This window comes from Deltaproteobacteria bacterium (assembly GCA_016874755.1).
Classification (GTDB): Bacteria; Desulfobacterota; Binatia; order UBA9968; family UBA9968; genus DP-20.
The window spans coordinates 1-14,781 of the sequence record VGTH01000002.1; the positions used below are offsets into that span (position 1 = coordinate 1).

Below are 14,781 nucleotides of genomic sequence, written 5' to 3' on the forward strand. Positions count from 1 at the left end.
GCCGATGCTGGGCATTTCTTCGACCTTTCCACTGCGATTCGCAGAGCAGGGCGACCGCCGGTCGCCCCTACGAGGCGGCGTCGAAGCGGATATCTGTTGCCTTCGCTCCGGAAGAGTTTCACTTCGATCGCGCCCCAGCGATGAATAATCCGGGCTAGGAATGCTTCGACAAGCTCAGCACGAACGGATTTGTCCCGACGATTTCAACCTCTGATCCGTTCGCCCTGAGCTCAGTCGAAGGGCTCCAAAGAATTTTCAACAACCTGCTAAACTAGGCTAATGCGCCGCACTGTAGAGCTTGTCGATAAAACCGCTATCATCTAACTTTTTTACAAAACGCGGTTCGGCCAGATCCTCGACTTTAAGTGACGCAACTTTCGGGTTTTGCACCGCCATCAGTCTTTGCGCGTTGCGCAAACCATCCAACGATGGATAAGGTTTGCGATTCAGCGTCGACAACAGGTCTAGATACCCTTCTTCGGCGGCCTGTCGATCGGCCAGGCGCAGATTCTTCATCATCGATTTCAAGACCACCGGCTTGTTCGCCGGTTGCTGGGTAAAGACCAAACTTTCCGCCAGCGCGGCGATGACCTTTTCGATCATCGCGCCTTGTTGGTCGAGATAGTTTTTCGCGACGCCCAAACCCAAGCCGGGAAAAGCCACGTTGCTCTGCGAGAGATCGGTCAAGGTGGTAAATCCTTTGGCAGCCAATCGGCGGCTCAGTGCCGGCTCAAGCGCAGCCCCGTCGATGCGGCCGGCTTCGAGCGCATGGGCGGTTGTCACCGGGTCGCCGGTTTGAATGAAAGTAATATTGTCTCGCTTGGGCTCCAGGCCGAGGGACTCCAAAGCGAGCATCGAATACATCCAAGTGCTGCCGACAATACTCTGCACGCCGAGCCTTTTGCCGCGCAGATCTTGCGCCTGCTTGAGATGGGAGTTGGTCATCAATTTCCAACTGACGCGGCTGGAGATGGAGCTGAGCATCTTGATGTCGATGCCTTGTGCAGCCGCACCCAGCACCGACACGCCGGAGGTAAAGGCCAGCTGGATTTCCCGCGCCATGATACTGGCGACCAGTGTCGGTCCGCCGCGGACCAAGATCACTTGCGCTTCAATTCCATGCTTTGCAAAGATGCCTTGCTCCTGCGCCAGCCAAAGACTTAGCGCACTGCTGCTAACCGACGCCGTGCCGATGTTCACGCGCACCGGCGCTGATGCCACCCAGCTTGTGCCGCTCAGTACCATCGCAGAAAACCAGCAGAGAACCAGCCTTGCCAATCGAGATCTCATGATTTCCAACCGCTTTGCGACACGGCGCTATTTACCTTTCCTCAGTTGATCCAACAAGGCTTGGATCGGTTTGAAATCCATCCACTCGGGGCGGTTGATAAAAAGATACTCCTTGTCTTTGCGCCGGTGCGCCAAAGACGGCAGCACTTCCAGCGGCAGATCTTCGCGCAGCGAGCCGACCCGCAGCTCGTCGGTATTGGCGAGGCGAAACGCGATCTGCCCCTCCTGTGACAGGAACCAATTGATAAATACTCTGGCGGCGCTGGGGTGAGGATGGCGATTCATCAGCACGATGGAACCTGAGCCGGAGCCGATGCCCGGCGCTTCGGTGATCGCGTAGGGATTGAGTTCCTTCACGGGCAGTCCTTGCATCTGCGCGCGGTCGATGCGCCGACAGAGAAAACAGATGGGAAATTTGCCTTGCGACAGCCAGTCAGTGCCCTGGCGCAGGTCGCGGAAGAACGTCGGCTCCATGTCTTTGTAGATCTTCTCGATAAATTTCGGGCCTAACTGCGGGTGATGAAAAACATACGCCAACGCTGTCGAGCCCTGGTTGGCGTTCATCTGCAAGACTGCATATTTGCCTTTCCATTGCGGTTGCACCAAGTCCCAGGCGGACTTGATTTCTTTCTCATTGACGATGGAGGTGTTGAACGACAACGGCGGGCCGTAGAGAGCGCTTTCGTACATAAAATTGTATTGCCCCTCGGGGTCGACGTAGTGGTGCTTGCCCTGCCACCACTTGGAAAGATCGGTGACGTTGGGATGCACCAACGCCGGCGGCATGGGATCGAGCACTTTGGCAGGGTAGAGGTTCAAGTGCACCGCGGTCGGCCCGGCAAGAAAGACGTCGGCGAGAAATTTTCCGGCGCGCCGCTCGGTGAATAATTTCGGAAACAGATCGCTGCCGCGGCCGACGGAAGTACCGACCAGCTTTATCTTGGGATAGCGCTTCTGGAACGCGCCCCAGATAATTTGCGCGTGGCCGATGGAATCGGTGGCGTAGACGGAGACTTCGCCTTCCTCTTCGGCGCGTTTGACCAGCGCGTCCCACTCTTGGGCCGTGACCGGGCGGACCTCCGCGGCCCAAAGGTGGGTGGCGTGGACCAGGGCCAAAAGCGATACCAAGATTAGATGGCGCCATGGGGGTGTCATTGGACTATTTTTCTTTTTTTTGCGCCCTTTGCGTTCTCTGCGCGAGACATTCCGAGGTTTGTTGCGGAGGGGACGCGTCCGCGCTCCCGCGGGAGCGCGGACGCTCAGCGGCCTTACCCGTGATTACGTCGGTCGCAGATCGAATCGATCAGCGCTGGTTTGCCTTTTTTCACTTGCTCGATGGCGCGTTTCAGAGCGGCTTGCATATCGTCGCCGCTTTCGATGGGTCCTTCGGCGTACCAGCCCATCGATCTCGCCAACCCGGCGAAGTCGGGATCTGGCCCGTAAAGATCCATGCCGATGTGGGCGCGGTTGGGGTCGGTGCCGCGGGTGCGCGCCAAGACTAACTGGTGGTTCCAGTCGTTGTAGTAAGCGCGGTTGTTGAACATGACGACCAGCATCGGGATTTGATACTTCGCGGCGATCCAGAGTGCGCCGGCGTCGAACATCAAGTCGCCGTCGGGTTGTAGGTCTACCACCAAACGCCCGGTGCCTTTGTTCGCCAGCGCGACGCCGAGCGACAGACCGATCTGCGTGCCGGTGCCGAGCTCGCGGCCGCCGTGGCAGTAGGGCCGGTCGAAGTTCCACAGTTTTTTGCCCCAGGTGCCGAGATCGCCGGCGGTGAGCACCCAGTCTTCGCCCTTGATCGCCTGCCACACTTCGGAAGCGAGGCGCGGCACGGTCATCGGTTTTTGATCCCAGTGCTCCTGCGCCTGCTTTGCCCACTTGGCTCGGTTTTCCGCATGACGCTTGCCGATCGCCTCGGCGCGCTTGGCGATCTTTTCTTTGGAGCCGGGGATTTTGGCGAGGCGTTCTCTGACTAACCTAGTCAGCTCGGGCACAGCGGTGACCGGATCGGCGATCATGCGCTGCTGAGCATAATAGGGCCGCGCGTAGTCCATGGACCATTTGCTGGTCTCAATATCGGTGAAGCCGATGTCGATCCACGTCGCAGTGGCCGGCACTTTGTTGACGACGGTGCGTGTGGCGATGTCGCGCACATGGGTCGGCTTCTCAAAGTCGGCGATGTCGAGCGTCAGCACGGCGTCGACGCCTTCGTAGCAACCCTCGGGGTCCATGGTGAGATTGAGCCGATGATCGGTGGGGAAATTCAAGCGCGAGCCGACATCCCACACTGAAGCGCCGAGGGTCTCGGCGATGTCGATAATATGCTGCCAGCCATGGGGTGGCCGGGCCGCGAAATCGGCGATGATGGCGACGCGATTGGCGGCGGCGAGCGTGTCAGCCGCCTTGGCGAGCGCGACCGGATCGGCCGCCGGCGGCGTCGGCACGTCGATGGCACCGGGCATTGGCATCTCGACCTCGTGATCGAGTACAGCTTCCTGCAGACCGGCGTCGTAGCACATGTAGATCGGCCCCTGACGCGCGCTCATCATGATCGAATAGGCCCGCGCAAAGGCGCCGGGCACACCGTCGACGGTGGACGGCTGGTAATCCCATTTGACAAAGTTGCGGATCGCTTCGCCCTGCACGTTGGCGGTGTGAATCCAGTCGATGAACGGGCGGCGCTTCGGTTCGGCGAGCGGACCGGTGGCGCCGATGATAAAGACCGGCGCGCGGTCGAGGTACGAATAGTAAATGCCCATGGGCGCGTGCAGCAGGCCGACTAAATTGTGCACGATGGCGATCATCGGTTTGCCCTTGGCGCGGGCGTAGCCATGGGCGATCTGCACGGCGATCTTCTCATGCTGGCAGGTCAGCATCGGCGGCTTGTTCTCGCCGTAGTTTACCAGCGAGTCGTGCAAGCCCCGGTAACTGGCGCCGGGGTTGAGCGCGATATACTCAAAGTCATACTTTTTGATCATGTCGACGATCACGTCGGACTGATACTTCTTGTCGGATTTTTTGACTGTCTCTTCCATCCAGATCTCCTTCTTAGAAATCGTTGCTCGTTGATCGTGAATCGAGACTCGTTGATCGTGTTTCGTGGCTCGTGCTTGTTCGCTATCACCAACTACGAATCACGATCCACGATTAACGATCATTCCTACGCGTTTTCGCCGCGGCGCCAGACGATCGCGTCGACCAGCGCCGGCTTGCCGGCTTTCACCCGCGCGATAGCACGTTTCACTGCCGGGCCGACTTCGTTCGGGTCTTCGATCGCGCCTTCGGTGTACCAGCCGAAGCCCTTCGCGATATGCGCAAAGTCGGGCGGCGGTGCTTCCAGGTCCATGCCAATATATGCCCGCTGCGGATCGGTGCCGCGCTGGTGTGCCATGTGGATCTGGTGCGCCCAGTCGTTGTAGTAGGCGCGGTTGTTGTACATGATGATCAGCATCGGAATGTTGTATTTGATCGGCGTCCAGAGCGCGCCCAGGTCGAACATTAAATCGCCGTCCGGCTGCAGGTCGACGACGATTTTGCCCGTGCCTTTGTAGGCCAGCGCCGCGCCAATCGACATGCCGATCTGCGTGCCGGTGCCAAGCTCGCGCCCCAAATGACGATAGGGTTTGTCGAAGTCCCAAACCTTGTGCACCCATTCTTTCAGCGTGTTCGCCGTCAGCACCCAATCTTCGTCTTTGATCACCTGCCAGATTTCGTACGCCAAGCGCGCCTCGGTCATCGGCTTTTCGTTCCACTGCTCTTTGACCTGGTCCTGCCACTTTTGCCACTGACGGTCATGCTTTTCACCGATGGCTTTCTTGCGATCGGCTATTTTCGACTGCAAAGCCTTGTTGCCGTCGACGCGTTTTTTCACCGCCGCGCTCAGCGCGGGGATCGTCAGCGTGCTATCGCCCAACACGCGATGATCCCAATTGTGATGCTTATTGTAGTCGGTGGCCCACTTGCTGATCTCGATGTCGGCCAGGCCGATATCGATCCACTTGCAATCCAGCGCAGTAACAACGGTGATCTCGCGCGTCTGCGTATTCAACTTATGCGAGCCGCGCGTCCAGTCGACGACGTCCAGTGCGGCAATCACATCGACGCCATTGAAAGCGTCACCGTGGAAGCTCACGCTCAGCGGATGTTTGTTGGGGAAGCCCAGCCGCTTGTTAATGTCGAACGCCGAAGCGCCGACGGTTTCAGCCAGCTCGACGGTCGAGGTAAAGCCATAGGGCATGCGTGCGGCGTATTCCGTTAGCAATAGAGGATTGTTAGCCGCGACGAGCATATCGGCCGCCTGCTCAATGGCCGCCGGCTCGGGCGCCACGCGCGACGGCACTTTCACTTTGTAGTTTGGCACGTCGACTTTTTCTTTGAGCGGCGCCTCCTGCATGGCGGAGTCGTAGACCATATAGACCGGCCCCTGCGGCTCGCTCATCATGATCGAATAGGCGCGCGCGAAAGAGTCCGGCACGCCGTGAATACTGCCGGGCTGGTAGTCCCATTTTGTGAATTGGCGCACCGCGTCGCCCTGGGCGAAGGCCGTGTGAATCCAGTCGATAAACGGCCGGCGATATTTTTCGTCCATCGGCCCAGTGGCGCCGATGATAAACACCGGCGAGCGGTCGATATAGGAATAATAAATTCCCATCGGCGCGTGCAGCAGGCCGACGACGTTATGCACAATCGCGATCATCGGCTTGCCGCTGGCTTTGGCATAGCCGTGGGCGATTTGCACCGCAATTTTTTCATGTTGGCAGAGCAACATCTCCGGCTTGTTCTCGCCGTAGTTCACCAACGAGTCGTGCAAGCCGCGGTAGCTCGCGCCGGGATTGAGCGCGATGTAAGGGAAGTCGTACTGCTTGATCAGGTCGACGATAATGTCGGATTGCCAGCGGTCTTTGGATTTTTTGATGTCGTCGGCCATATTAGTACCCTCGCCAATGTCGGGGCGATTCATGAATCGCCCCGACGAGATTTTCTCCGAGCCTCTTTAGTTATCTGGGAACGGGTGGCGGTTCAAGGGTACCCAGCCGGTAGAAACCCTCCAAGTTCCCGTAGGTTGGGTTAGCGCAGCGTAACCCAACGTCCCCTCCATAACCGTTCATCGGAGTCGGGTTACGCGTTGCTAACCCGACCTACACTCTGTCATTCTGAGCCAAAGGCGAAGAATCTGCTCCATGCAAATGCGCGAAACAGCAGATCCTTCGCTTGCGCTCAGGATGACACTTTCCACGCTTACAACCCCAGATAAGCCCGACGCACTTGCTGATTGTCGAGCAGCTCATTACCGGAGCCCGACAACACGATTCTGCCATTTTCCAACACGTACCCGCGCTGGGAGATTTTCAATGACGCCGCAACGTTTTGCTCTACCAGCAAGATCGTCATCCCCCTTTGATTGAGCGCAGCGATGGTGCGCAACACCTCCTGCACGACTGTCGGGGCCAGGCCGAGCGACGGTTCATCGAACATGATCAGCTCCGGACAGCCCATCAGGCAACGGCCGATAGCAAGCATCTGCTGCTCGCCGCCGGAGAGCGTGCCGGCGAGCTGCTTGCGGCGCTCGGCGAGTCGTGGAAACAGGACCAAGACTTCTTCCATTGTTTGCTTCGCTTTCGTCCTGGCTCGGGGAAGCTGCGCGCCCATGGACAAATTTTCCAGCGTCGTCAGCGAGGGAAAGAGCTGGCGCCCTTCGGCCACTTGGCCGATGCCCAGATTGCAGATCTCGTGTGGCTCACTCCCGGTGATGTCAGAGTTATCGAAAATAATCCGCCCGGCGTGGCTCCGCTCGATGCCGGAAATTGCGCGGATCAGCGAGGTCTTGCCGGCGCCATTGGCGCCGACGATGGCGACGATCTCACCTCTGAGAACATCGAGCGACAGTCCTGCGAGCGCCTGCGCGTCGCCGTAGTACAGATCTAAATCGCGGATTTCCAGCAGCGCGCTCACGACACGCCGCCCTCGCCAAGATAGCTTTCAATGACAGCGCGATCACGCACGACCTGCTCCGGCGTACCCCTGGCGATCGCTTCCCCGTGGTGCAAGACGATCACTTTCTGGGCCAGCGCCATCACGGCGCGCATGACGTGCTCGATGAGAAGGATCGTAATGCCTTCGCGCTGGTTCAGGTCGCGCAGGAAATCAACCATCTCGTCGCACTCCGTTGGTCGCAGGCCAGCCATCACTTCGTCGAGCAAAAGCAGTTTTGGCCGCGTCGCCAGGGCGCGTGCCACTTCGAGCCGCTTGCGGTCCGGCAGAGTCAACGCTGACGCCGGCGCATCGCGCTTGGCCGCAAGGCCGAGCCGTTGAAGCACGGCATCGGCATGGCGCCGTGCTTCGGCAACGTTCGGCGCGCGCAGCAGCGCGCCGATGATCACGTTATCCAGGACGGTCAAACCGGCGAACGGTTTGACGATCTGAAAAGTGCGGCCAACGCCGGCGGCGCACACCTGCTCGGGCCGCAGTCCGTCTACGCGCCGATCCGCGAAACAAATTTCACCTGAATCGGCGGCGAGCGCGCCGGCGATGAGATTGAACAGCGTGGTTTTGCCCGCGCCATTGGGACCAATCAACGCAGCGATGGCGTTTTCTTCGACTTCGAAAGACACGTTCGCCACCGCGCGCAGTCCGCGAAAGGATTTGCTCACCTGTTTGACTTCTAACAATGAGGTCATTTTGAATCCAAACTCTGCGCCCCGGCGTCTCTGCGCGAGACATTATCAATCCCCAACTTCCTGGCCAGCGGACTCCACACACCGTGCGGCAGAAAAATAATCACAAAGAGCAGAATCACCCCGTAAACCAGTTGTTTCAATCCGGCGAACTGCCAGCCCAACGCGGTCATCAGCTCAGTGGCGATTTCCGCGAGCAGCGTCAACAGCGCCGCGCCGATCACCGGCCCAAAGAGCGTGCCGAGCCCGCCGATGATCGGCCCAAGGATGATCTCGATGGAGCGGCCGATGTGAAAAATCTGCTCCGGGAAAAGATTGTTGTAGTAAAGCGCGATAAACACCCCGGCAACGCTCGTCAGCGCCGCGCTCAATATCATCGCCAGCATCTTCCATTTGAAAACGTCGATTCCTAGCGCCCGCGCCGCTTCTTCGTCCTCGCGGATCGCCTGCCAGTAAAAGCCTGGGCGGCTTTTGAGCAGCCACGAACACAAAACCAACGCCGCGCCAGCTAACATGAGTGCGCCGTAGTAGAACATTGCCGGCGGGCCGCGCAGGTTGAGGAGATCAAGACTTTCGCGTTGGGTAACTTTCAAAAACAGCCCACCGGAGCCGCCGACCCAAGAGAAGTGATCAAAGCCGATGCGAGTGAATTCGGCGAAAGCGATCGTGAGTAGCGCAAAGTAGACACCGGAGATGCGATAACGAAAAGCAAGAAAACCGATGAACGCAGCGATCAGCGCGCACAGAAAAATCGCCAGCCATAAACCGAGCCACGGACCGATGCCGTAGTGAAAATACAGCGCTGCCGCGGCGTAGCCGCCGACGCCGAGGTAGAGCGCATGGCCGAGAGAGAGCTGACCGGCAAAGCCCATCAAGATATTCCATGCTTGTCCGGTGTAGGCGAAGAGCAGAATCAGCGTCGCCAGCGACAGAACGTAGCTGCTAGCAAAGGCAGGAAGCAAAAGCAGACCGGCAAAGAGGGCGATCAGCGCGCCCGTCGCGCGCGCGTTCACGATCTGTGGCCAAGCAAACCTTGCGGGCGAAACAGCAGCACGACGATCAAGAGAGCGAAGCTGAACATCGATTTCGCCGACGGCACGATGAAAAGGCCCGCTAGAGCTTCGCTGACACCGATGAGCACACCGCCGAGCAACGCACCGGTCATAGAGCCCAGGCCGCCGACGATCACGATGACAAAAGCGAGCAGCGTATAGGCAGGTCCGAGGTTAGGCGTCAGATCGACCAGCAGCGTCATCATGCAGCCCGCCACCGCCACACAGGCGGAGCCAAGTCCAAAAGCGAGAGCATAAAGTTTTTTTACGTCGAGGCCGACAACTCGCGCGCCGAGCCAATTGTCCGCGCAGGCGCGAATCGCCGTGCCGGTAAACGTAAAACGAAAAAAGCCAAACAGCGCCGCAGCCGTCGCGGCAGCTACCATGGCCGCATAAAGCTTGCCGCGATCGATCAAAAGCGGCCCGATCTCGATCGACTGGAGCAGCGCGTCAAGCTGCACGCTGCGCGCGTCGGGCCCAAAGAGGATCAAGAGCAAGTTCGTCATGATCACCGCGATGGCGAGCAGCAAAATGAATTGCGAGTGCTCCGGCCGAGTGATGAACGGTTGGATCACCGCACATTGCAAAAAGTAGCCGAGCACACAGAAAGCCGCGGCAATGGGAATGACGGTGATAAACGGATCAAGCTTAAGTCCCGCAAATAACATAACCGCCGCGTACATCGCGATGGTCATCATTTCGCCGTGGGCGAAGTTGACGACGCGGGCGACGCCGAAGATGACGGACAGGCCGAGGGCCATGAGCCCGTAGACGAGGCCGGTGAGGACTCCGGAAATGATAACGTTAGTAAAGTTGATCGGATCGAGCATTATTGCCACACCGGCAAAACGCCCTCACCCCAACCTTCTCCCATCGGAATGGGCGAGGGAGTCGGAGGGTCCGAGTTCCCTCGCCCGCGCATCGCGGGAGAGGGCGGAGGGTGAGGGCAATTCCTACGCGCGTTTGTAGTCTGCCCACGGAAAGTTTGGTTTAGCTTCGGCGGACGCGGATGGCAGCACCACCACCGGCTTCTGCCCTTGATTCTGTATGCACGCCGACAAATTCCCTTCGACCTGCCCCTTGGCGTTGAACTTGATCGGCCCGCCGATCATCATCCGATTCTTTATTTCAGTCTGGCGGATCGCTTCGGTGAGCGGTTGGGCATCGGTGGATTTCGCTCGCTTAAAAGCATCGGCGGCAATCAAGATCGCCTCAAATGTATAGCCGACGTTGAGCGCGTGAAAGCGCAGCTGATCCTTGGGATTTTGTTTGCGAAACGCCACGTCCACTGATTTCGTCAGTGCTGCTTTGGGATCGAACCACGGTACGTTGGAGATGCAGCCCTCGGACAATTTGCCGAGGGTTTGAAAAAATTGATTCTCGTACATGCCAGGAGAGCCGGGACTGATGATGCCCATGATGTTCCAGCGCTGCTTGATGATCTCGCGCCGCAAAATGATCGCGTCGTTCAAGCGGCAGACCAGCAGTAGAAAATCGGCCTTGGTTGCTTTGGCTTTGGTTACTTCGATGGCGAGGTCGTTGGCGGCAGGATCGTAGGAGATGGTTTCGACGATTTTGAACGGCAGATTGAGCTTTGGCGCGATCGCACCGATCGCTTTCGCATTGGCTTGTCCGAAGGTGTCGTTGACGTGCATGAACACGGCGGTGCGCGGCGTCGTGCCAGAGGCTTTGAAGAGGTCCTCGCTCAGCGCGAGGCCATTCTGCACCAGCTCGGTGGCGATCGGAAAATTCCTGAAAACAAACTTGTAGCCCTGCTCGGTGATCTGCGGCGCTGCGGCGATATTGATCACGAACGGCACGCCGCGCTGCTCCGCGACCTGCGCGATGGCAGCGGCGGCGCCGGAGTCGAACGGACCGACGAGGCAATGCGCGCCGTCTTGAATTAGCTTCTCCGCTCTCGTGCGCGCCGTGTCGACGTTGGTCTCGGTATCGGCATTCATCAATTCGACGTCGACACCGAGTAATTCTTTGATCACGCCCGGCGCGAGATCGGCGCCTTTTTGGCAGGACTGGCCGATTAGGCCCTGCAAGCCGGATTTGGGCAACAACACGCCAATTCTTAGTTTGTTCGATTGCGCCTGGACGATATTGAACGGCGCCAAAGTCGCAGCACCCGCGGCGAGAAGCAGTTTGTTAAATTGTCGGCGATTCATAGTCAACCGAAACAGTACTGACGCAGAAGTTTGCTGTCAATCTAACGATATCTACGGATGGTTTACGTGTGTGAATTGGTTGTCTTCGTAGGGTGCGCCGTGCGCACCCTGTTGCCTCTTGCCTACTGCCTTTTAGATTCTGAATTCCTTGACAGCATCGTCATTCAACTCGACGCCGAGTCCCGGCTTCTCGTTCATGGTCACCCAGCCGTCGGCCAGCTTGGGCAGCTCTTTGTAAACGGCGTTGACCGTCAACCAATTGTTGACGTGGATCTCGGCGCGCCAACCATTGGGCACGGCGGCGTGCAAATGAAAATCAAAATGATCGCCGTTGCCGATGGGCAAATTAAAGGCTTGCGCCAGGCCCGCAGCCTTCATGCCCATCGTGAAGCCGCCGACAGACAGCACATGGATGTTCAAAAAATCCACTGAATCTTGCCGCACCATGTCGGCGAGCTTATAAAAATTCTCCCACTGGCCGGCGGCGATCGGAATGCTGGTCTGCTTGCGTAATTGCGCCAAAAGATGCGGATCATTGTGCACGATCGGCTCTTCGAACCAGGTGAGATTCAACGGTTCGAATGCTTTGCACCAACGCACCGCGGTGTCGAACTTCATCAGACAATTGCTATCAGCCATTAACTCGACGTCGCTGCCGACGGCGTCGCGCACGGCTTTCATGCGCGAGACATCTTCCGCCGGATTGTCCGATCGATGCTCGGCACTGGCGCCGCCAGGGTCGCTTTCGCCGCGGATGTTAACGCGGCCGACTTGAACTTTGAGCCGGCTCTGGCCGCTGGCAACCCAATGCTTCGCCGCGGCTGCCAACTGATCGCGATCATAAGCACGCAAGCCGAACGTGATGTACGCGGGAATCATCTTTTGCGCGCCGCCAAGCAGCCGCCACACCGGTGTGTTGTAATGCTTGCCTTTGATATCCCACAGCGCCACGTCGATGGCGCTGACCGCATAGTTCCAAACGCCGCCATGGGCGCGGGTGTTGAACTTCCAAAGCATCTGATGCATCAGCCGCTCGTTTTCCAACGGATCTTTGTCTTTCAAGAACGGCAAAAGCTCCTGCTTGATCGCCGCGACGGTGGCGGCGTGCAGAAAACCGCCGATCTGCGAGAGGCCGACGAGTCCGGTATCGGTCTTGAGTTGGAGCAGCCGCACAGCGGTGCGCAGCGGCTGCTTGAACAGCGGTGGCGTGACCGGGATGTTTTGCAGTTCGATGATTTCGATGTCGGCGATTTTCATTTGTGTTCCCTTCTCGACAAGAGCATCTATCCCAAGTGCATCGCTTCGACGGCCCTCACCCTAGCCCTTTTCCAGAGCACGAGGCAACTCGGAGGCAACGGAAACTCGGCTACTCTTCGACACAGTTGAGCAACATCATGAGCCGACTCGCGTTAGCTACTTTGGCAACTCCCCAGCCGGCTTCGACTAGCTTTCCCTGCCGGCTCTCATCCATCACTCCTTCACAACACGAGCTTACTTTTCCTTCCAAATCTCCATCGCTGATCGGATTCTCCGGGCCGCCTCGATAACGCTCGTCGGCCCAGCCTGCGACTTGCTTGCCGCTTTTCAACTGAATCGCAATACGCGAACGCATTTTGTCGAAGCCCATCTTTTCGATCTCGGGATCGAGCTCAGTGGTGATCTTCTTTTGCATGGCTTGCATCGCGGCGGAGCCGACGAACTCGTCGGAAAATTCTTTCTTGCCGGCTTTGCGCGCGAGCGCGATCATTGCCAGCGCCGCCGGTAGAGAAAACTTCGCTTGCAGGTGATTCGCCGCGATTGGGTATCGGATGGGGTTCAGGATATTGGAACCAGCATAGACTTTCACGGAATCGATTTCTTCTGGTTTGATGTCGTTCTCGCTGACCAGATTCAACATCAAATCGATGGTCGGATGCGTCAGGACGCCGCAGGGATAGGGCTTGATCGACACGCCCGGCTCCACAATCGTCCAGGTTTTGCCGAAGCTCTGCGAAACTTTTTCCGGACTCACTCCGCCACCGGCGACGGCGAAATAGCCCCAGGGGCCGTCGAGCGCGTCGGGATCGGCGGTAAATCCGCGGGCGGCGAGCAGCGCGGCGGTGACGCCGTTCTCGGCGGCGCGGCCGACGTGCAGCGGTTTGGTCATCGTGCCAAAATTGCAGCGGATGCCGGCGGCAAAGCTGGCGGCGATGCCGAAGCCGCTTCGAAGCTGATCCCCTTTCAAACCCAAGAGTTTCGCTGCGGCGGCAAACGCGCCGAAGGTGCCAACCGTGCCACTGGAGTGAAAACCACGCAAGTAATGCTGCGGCAGCATCCACTCAGAAATCTTGCACTCGACTTCGAAGCCGGTGAGAAACGCGAGCATAAACGTCTTGCCATCGATGTTGCCGAGCTTCTGCGCCATGACCAGCGTGCTGCTCAGCGGCGGAATCGTCGGGTGGGTGAGCAACCCGTACACGTGGGCCGGATCGATGCTCACTTGGCTATCGTCCCAATCATGCGCGTGACCCGCCGTGCCCAGTACCCGCGCCGCCATCGGCGCCGGCACTTTAGTTTTGCCGCGGCTCAAAAGCAGCGCATCGGGTCGGCCGCCGATCTGTTCGGCCTCTTCGACGAGAATCTGCACCGTATGTTCTTCGGAGCCGGCAACGAACAGACCCAGTCCGTCGAGCAAACAGCGTGTGCCAATGCGCACCGCTTCGGCTGGAATTGCATCGAATGTTACACTCTCGACGAAGGCTGCGGCCGCAGCCGTGGTCTTGAGACCCGCAGGGATGGCGGCAAAAGGATTGTTATCTGCCATTGCGAAATTCTTTCTGCATAATCAGTCGACAACTTCGGAAATATAATAATCCAAAAACCGCCGGTGCACGTCGGCGCGCCGTTCGTTGCGCGCCATTTCTTCGCACTCCTGTAATGAGTGGGTTTTCACTTGGCCCAGCGGCGCGGCGATGATTTGCAGCCTGGCGCTGCGCACCAGATCGATGCCGTGGCGCAGGAGCTGATCCAAGCTCGTCGCTACCACTGTGCCACCGTGGCCGCGCAGCAGCACAGCGACTTTGTTGCCCAGGGTCTGCGCCACTTTGTCGCCGAGCCCGGCGTTGCGGATCAACACCGGCGAATCGTAGATCGGCGTGCCGCGGTAAAACGCCACACCGCAGTTGCCGATGACTTTAATCTGTTGGCCGGTAGCGGCGACAGCGACCAACTCGTCAGCATGGTAGTGCAAAATGCACTGGACGTCGGCCCGCGCTTTGTAGATCGATGTATGCATGGCGGTTTCGCCATTGGGCACGCCGAAGCCGTCGAGTTTGTTGCCGTCGGCATCGAGAATGATCAAATCGCGCACCGCCACTTTACCCGGCGGCATGTGCGGTGTGCTGAGGATTTTATTGTCTGGCAACCGCGCCGTGATGTGGCCGTAGCCGTCGATCAGGCCTTGGTGCTGCAATACCTTCGCGACCATTACTACTTTGTCTTTGAGTGCGTCCAGGGGCTCGATCATCTATTCCTCCGGGGAAGATTATTTAACCGCAAAAAGCGCGAAGCGGGCGCGATGAATCGCACCCCTACATTTACCCGACTCTC

Annotated in this window: 12 protein-coding genes; all 12 read right to left on the reverse strand. The window is 58.5% G+C overall.

Annotated features, from left to right (window positions below):
- Positions 1-276: 276 nt before the first annotated feature.
- The 12 genes from FJ145_01170 to FJ145_01225 all read right to left on the reverse strand — a co-directional run bounded on the left by FJ145_01170 (position 277) and on the right by FJ145_01225 (position 14,698).
- Positions 277-1,290: a hypothetical protein gene (locus tag FJ145_01170; GenBank protein MBM4260033.1), complete on the reverse strand. Its 1,014-nt coding sequence runs from the start codon at positions 1,288-1,290 to the stop codon at positions 277-279.
- A 27-nt stretch (positions 1,291-1,317) separates the two neighbouring features.
- A complete protein-coding gene (locus tag FJ145_01175) occupies positions 1,318-2,445 on the reverse strand; it encodes a hypothetical protein (GenBank protein ID MBM4260034.1) in 1,128 nt (375 codons plus the stop codon).
- A 113-nt stretch (positions 2,446-2,558) separates the two neighbouring features.
- Positions 2,559-4,328 carry a thiamine pyrophosphate-binding protein gene (locus tag FJ145_01180; GenBank protein ID MBM4260035.1) on the reverse strand — a complete coding sequence of 590 codons (1,770 nt, stop codon included), beginning with the start codon at positions 4,326-4,328 and terminating at the stop codon, positions 2,559-2,561.
- Positions 4,329-4,453: 125 nt separating this feature from the next.
- Positions 4,454-6,220 carry a thiamine pyrophosphate-binding protein gene (locus tag FJ145_01185; GenBank protein ID MBM4260036.1) on the reverse strand — a complete coding sequence of 589 codons (1,767 nt, stop codon included), beginning with the start codon at positions 6,218-6,220 and terminating at the stop codon, positions 4,454-4,456.
- A 311-nt stretch (positions 6,221-6,531) separates the two neighbouring features.
- Entirely contained in the window at positions 6,532-7,236 is a 705-nt protein-coding gene (locus FJ145_01190) for an ABC transporter ATP-binding protein (GenBank protein ID MBM4260037.1), read from the reverse strand.
- Between the two features lie 5 nt (positions 7,237-7,241).
- Positions 7,242-7,970: an ABC transporter ATP-binding protein gene (locus FJ145_01195; protein ID MBM4260038.1), complete on the reverse strand. Its 729-nt coding sequence runs from the start codon at positions 7,968-7,970 to the stop codon at positions 7,242-7,244.
- Entirely contained in the window at positions 7,967-8,983 is a 1,017-nt protein-coding gene (locus FJ145_01200) for a branched-chain amino acid ABC transporter permease (GenBank protein ID MBM4260039.1), read from the reverse strand. Before FJ145_01200 ends, FJ145_01195 begins: the two co-directional genes overlap by 4 nt.
- Positions 8,977-9,849 carry a branched-chain amino acid ABC transporter permease gene (locus tag FJ145_01205; protein MBM4260040.1) on the reverse strand — a complete coding sequence of 291 codons (873 nt, stop codon included), beginning with the start codon at positions 9,847-9,849 and terminating at the stop codon, positions 8,977-8,979. Before FJ145_01205 ends, FJ145_01200 begins: the two co-directional genes overlap by 7 nt.
- Positions 9,850-9,972: 123 nt before the next feature.
- The gene (locus FJ145_01210) at positions 9,973-11,193 is read right to left on the reverse strand and encodes a branched-chain amino acid ABC transporter (GenBank protein ID MBM4260041.1); all 1,221 of its coding nucleotides are present in this window, start codon (positions 11,191-11,193) and stop codon (positions 9,973-9,975) included.
- A 132-nt stretch (positions 11,194-11,325) separates the two neighbouring features.
- Positions 11,326-12,450 carry a mandelate racemase/muconate lactonizing enzyme family protein gene (locus FJ145_01215; protein MBM4260042.1) on the reverse strand — a complete coding sequence of 375 codons (1,125 nt, stop codon included), beginning with the start codon at positions 12,448-12,450 and terminating at the stop codon, positions 11,326-11,328.
- Positions 12,451-12,559: 109 nt separating this feature from the next.
- Positions 12,560-13,996: an MmgE/PrpD family protein gene (locus FJ145_01220; GenBank protein MBM4260043.1), complete on the reverse strand. Its 1,437-nt coding sequence runs from the start codon at positions 13,994-13,996 to the stop codon at positions 12,560-12,562.
- Between the two features lie 21 nt (positions 13,997-14,017).
- Positions 14,018-14,698 (reverse strand): class II aldolase/adducin family protein, encoded by a 681-nt coding sequence (locus FJ145_01225; GenBank protein ID MBM4260044.1) that lies wholly within the window; start codon positions 14,696-14,698, stop codon positions 14,018-14,020.
- Positions 14,699-14,781: the final 83 nt, after the last annotated feature.

Bases quoted from the DNA above. Each gene is read 5' to 3' on its own strand.
- FJ145_01180 (MBM4260035.1), bottom strand. From the start codon at position 4,328: ATGGAAGAGACAGTCAAAAAATCCGACAAGAAGTATCAGTCCGACGTG.
- FJ145_01185 (MBM4260036.1), bottom strand. From the start codon at position 6,220: ATGGCCGACGACATCAAAAAATCCAAAGACCGCTGGCAATCCGACATT.
- FJ145_01225 (MBM4260044.1), bottom strand. From the start codon at position 14,698: ATGATCGAGCCCCTGGACGCACTCAAAGACAAAGTAGTAATGGTCGCG.
- FJ145_01195 (MBM4260038.1), bottom strand. From the start codon at position 7,970: ATGACCTCATTGTTAGAAGTCAAACAGGTGAGCAAATCCTTTCGCGGA.
- FJ145_01170 (MBM4260033.1), bottom strand. From the start codon at position 1,290: ATGAGATCTCGATTGGCAAGGCTGGTTCTCTGCTGGTTTTCTGCGATG.
- FJ145_01175 (MBM4260034.1), bottom strand. From the start codon at position 2,445: ATGACACCCCCATGGCGCCATCTAATCTTGGTATCGCTTTTGGCCCTG.
- FJ145_01210 (MBM4260041.1), bottom strand. From the start codon at position 11,193: ATGAATCGCCGACAATTTAACAAACTGCTTCTCGCCGCGGGTGCTGCG.
- FJ145_01215 (MBM4260042.1), bottom strand. From the start codon at position 12,450: ATGAAAATCGCCGACATCGAAATCATCGAACTGCAAAACATCCCGGTC.
- FJ145_01205 (MBM4260040.1), bottom strand. From the start codon at position 9,849: ATGCTCGATCCGATCAACTTTACTAACGTTATCATTTCCGGAGTCCTC.
- FJ145_01220 (MBM4260043.1), bottom strand. From the start codon at position 13,996: ATGGCAGATAACAATCCTTTTGCCGCCATCCCTGCGGGTCTCAAGACC.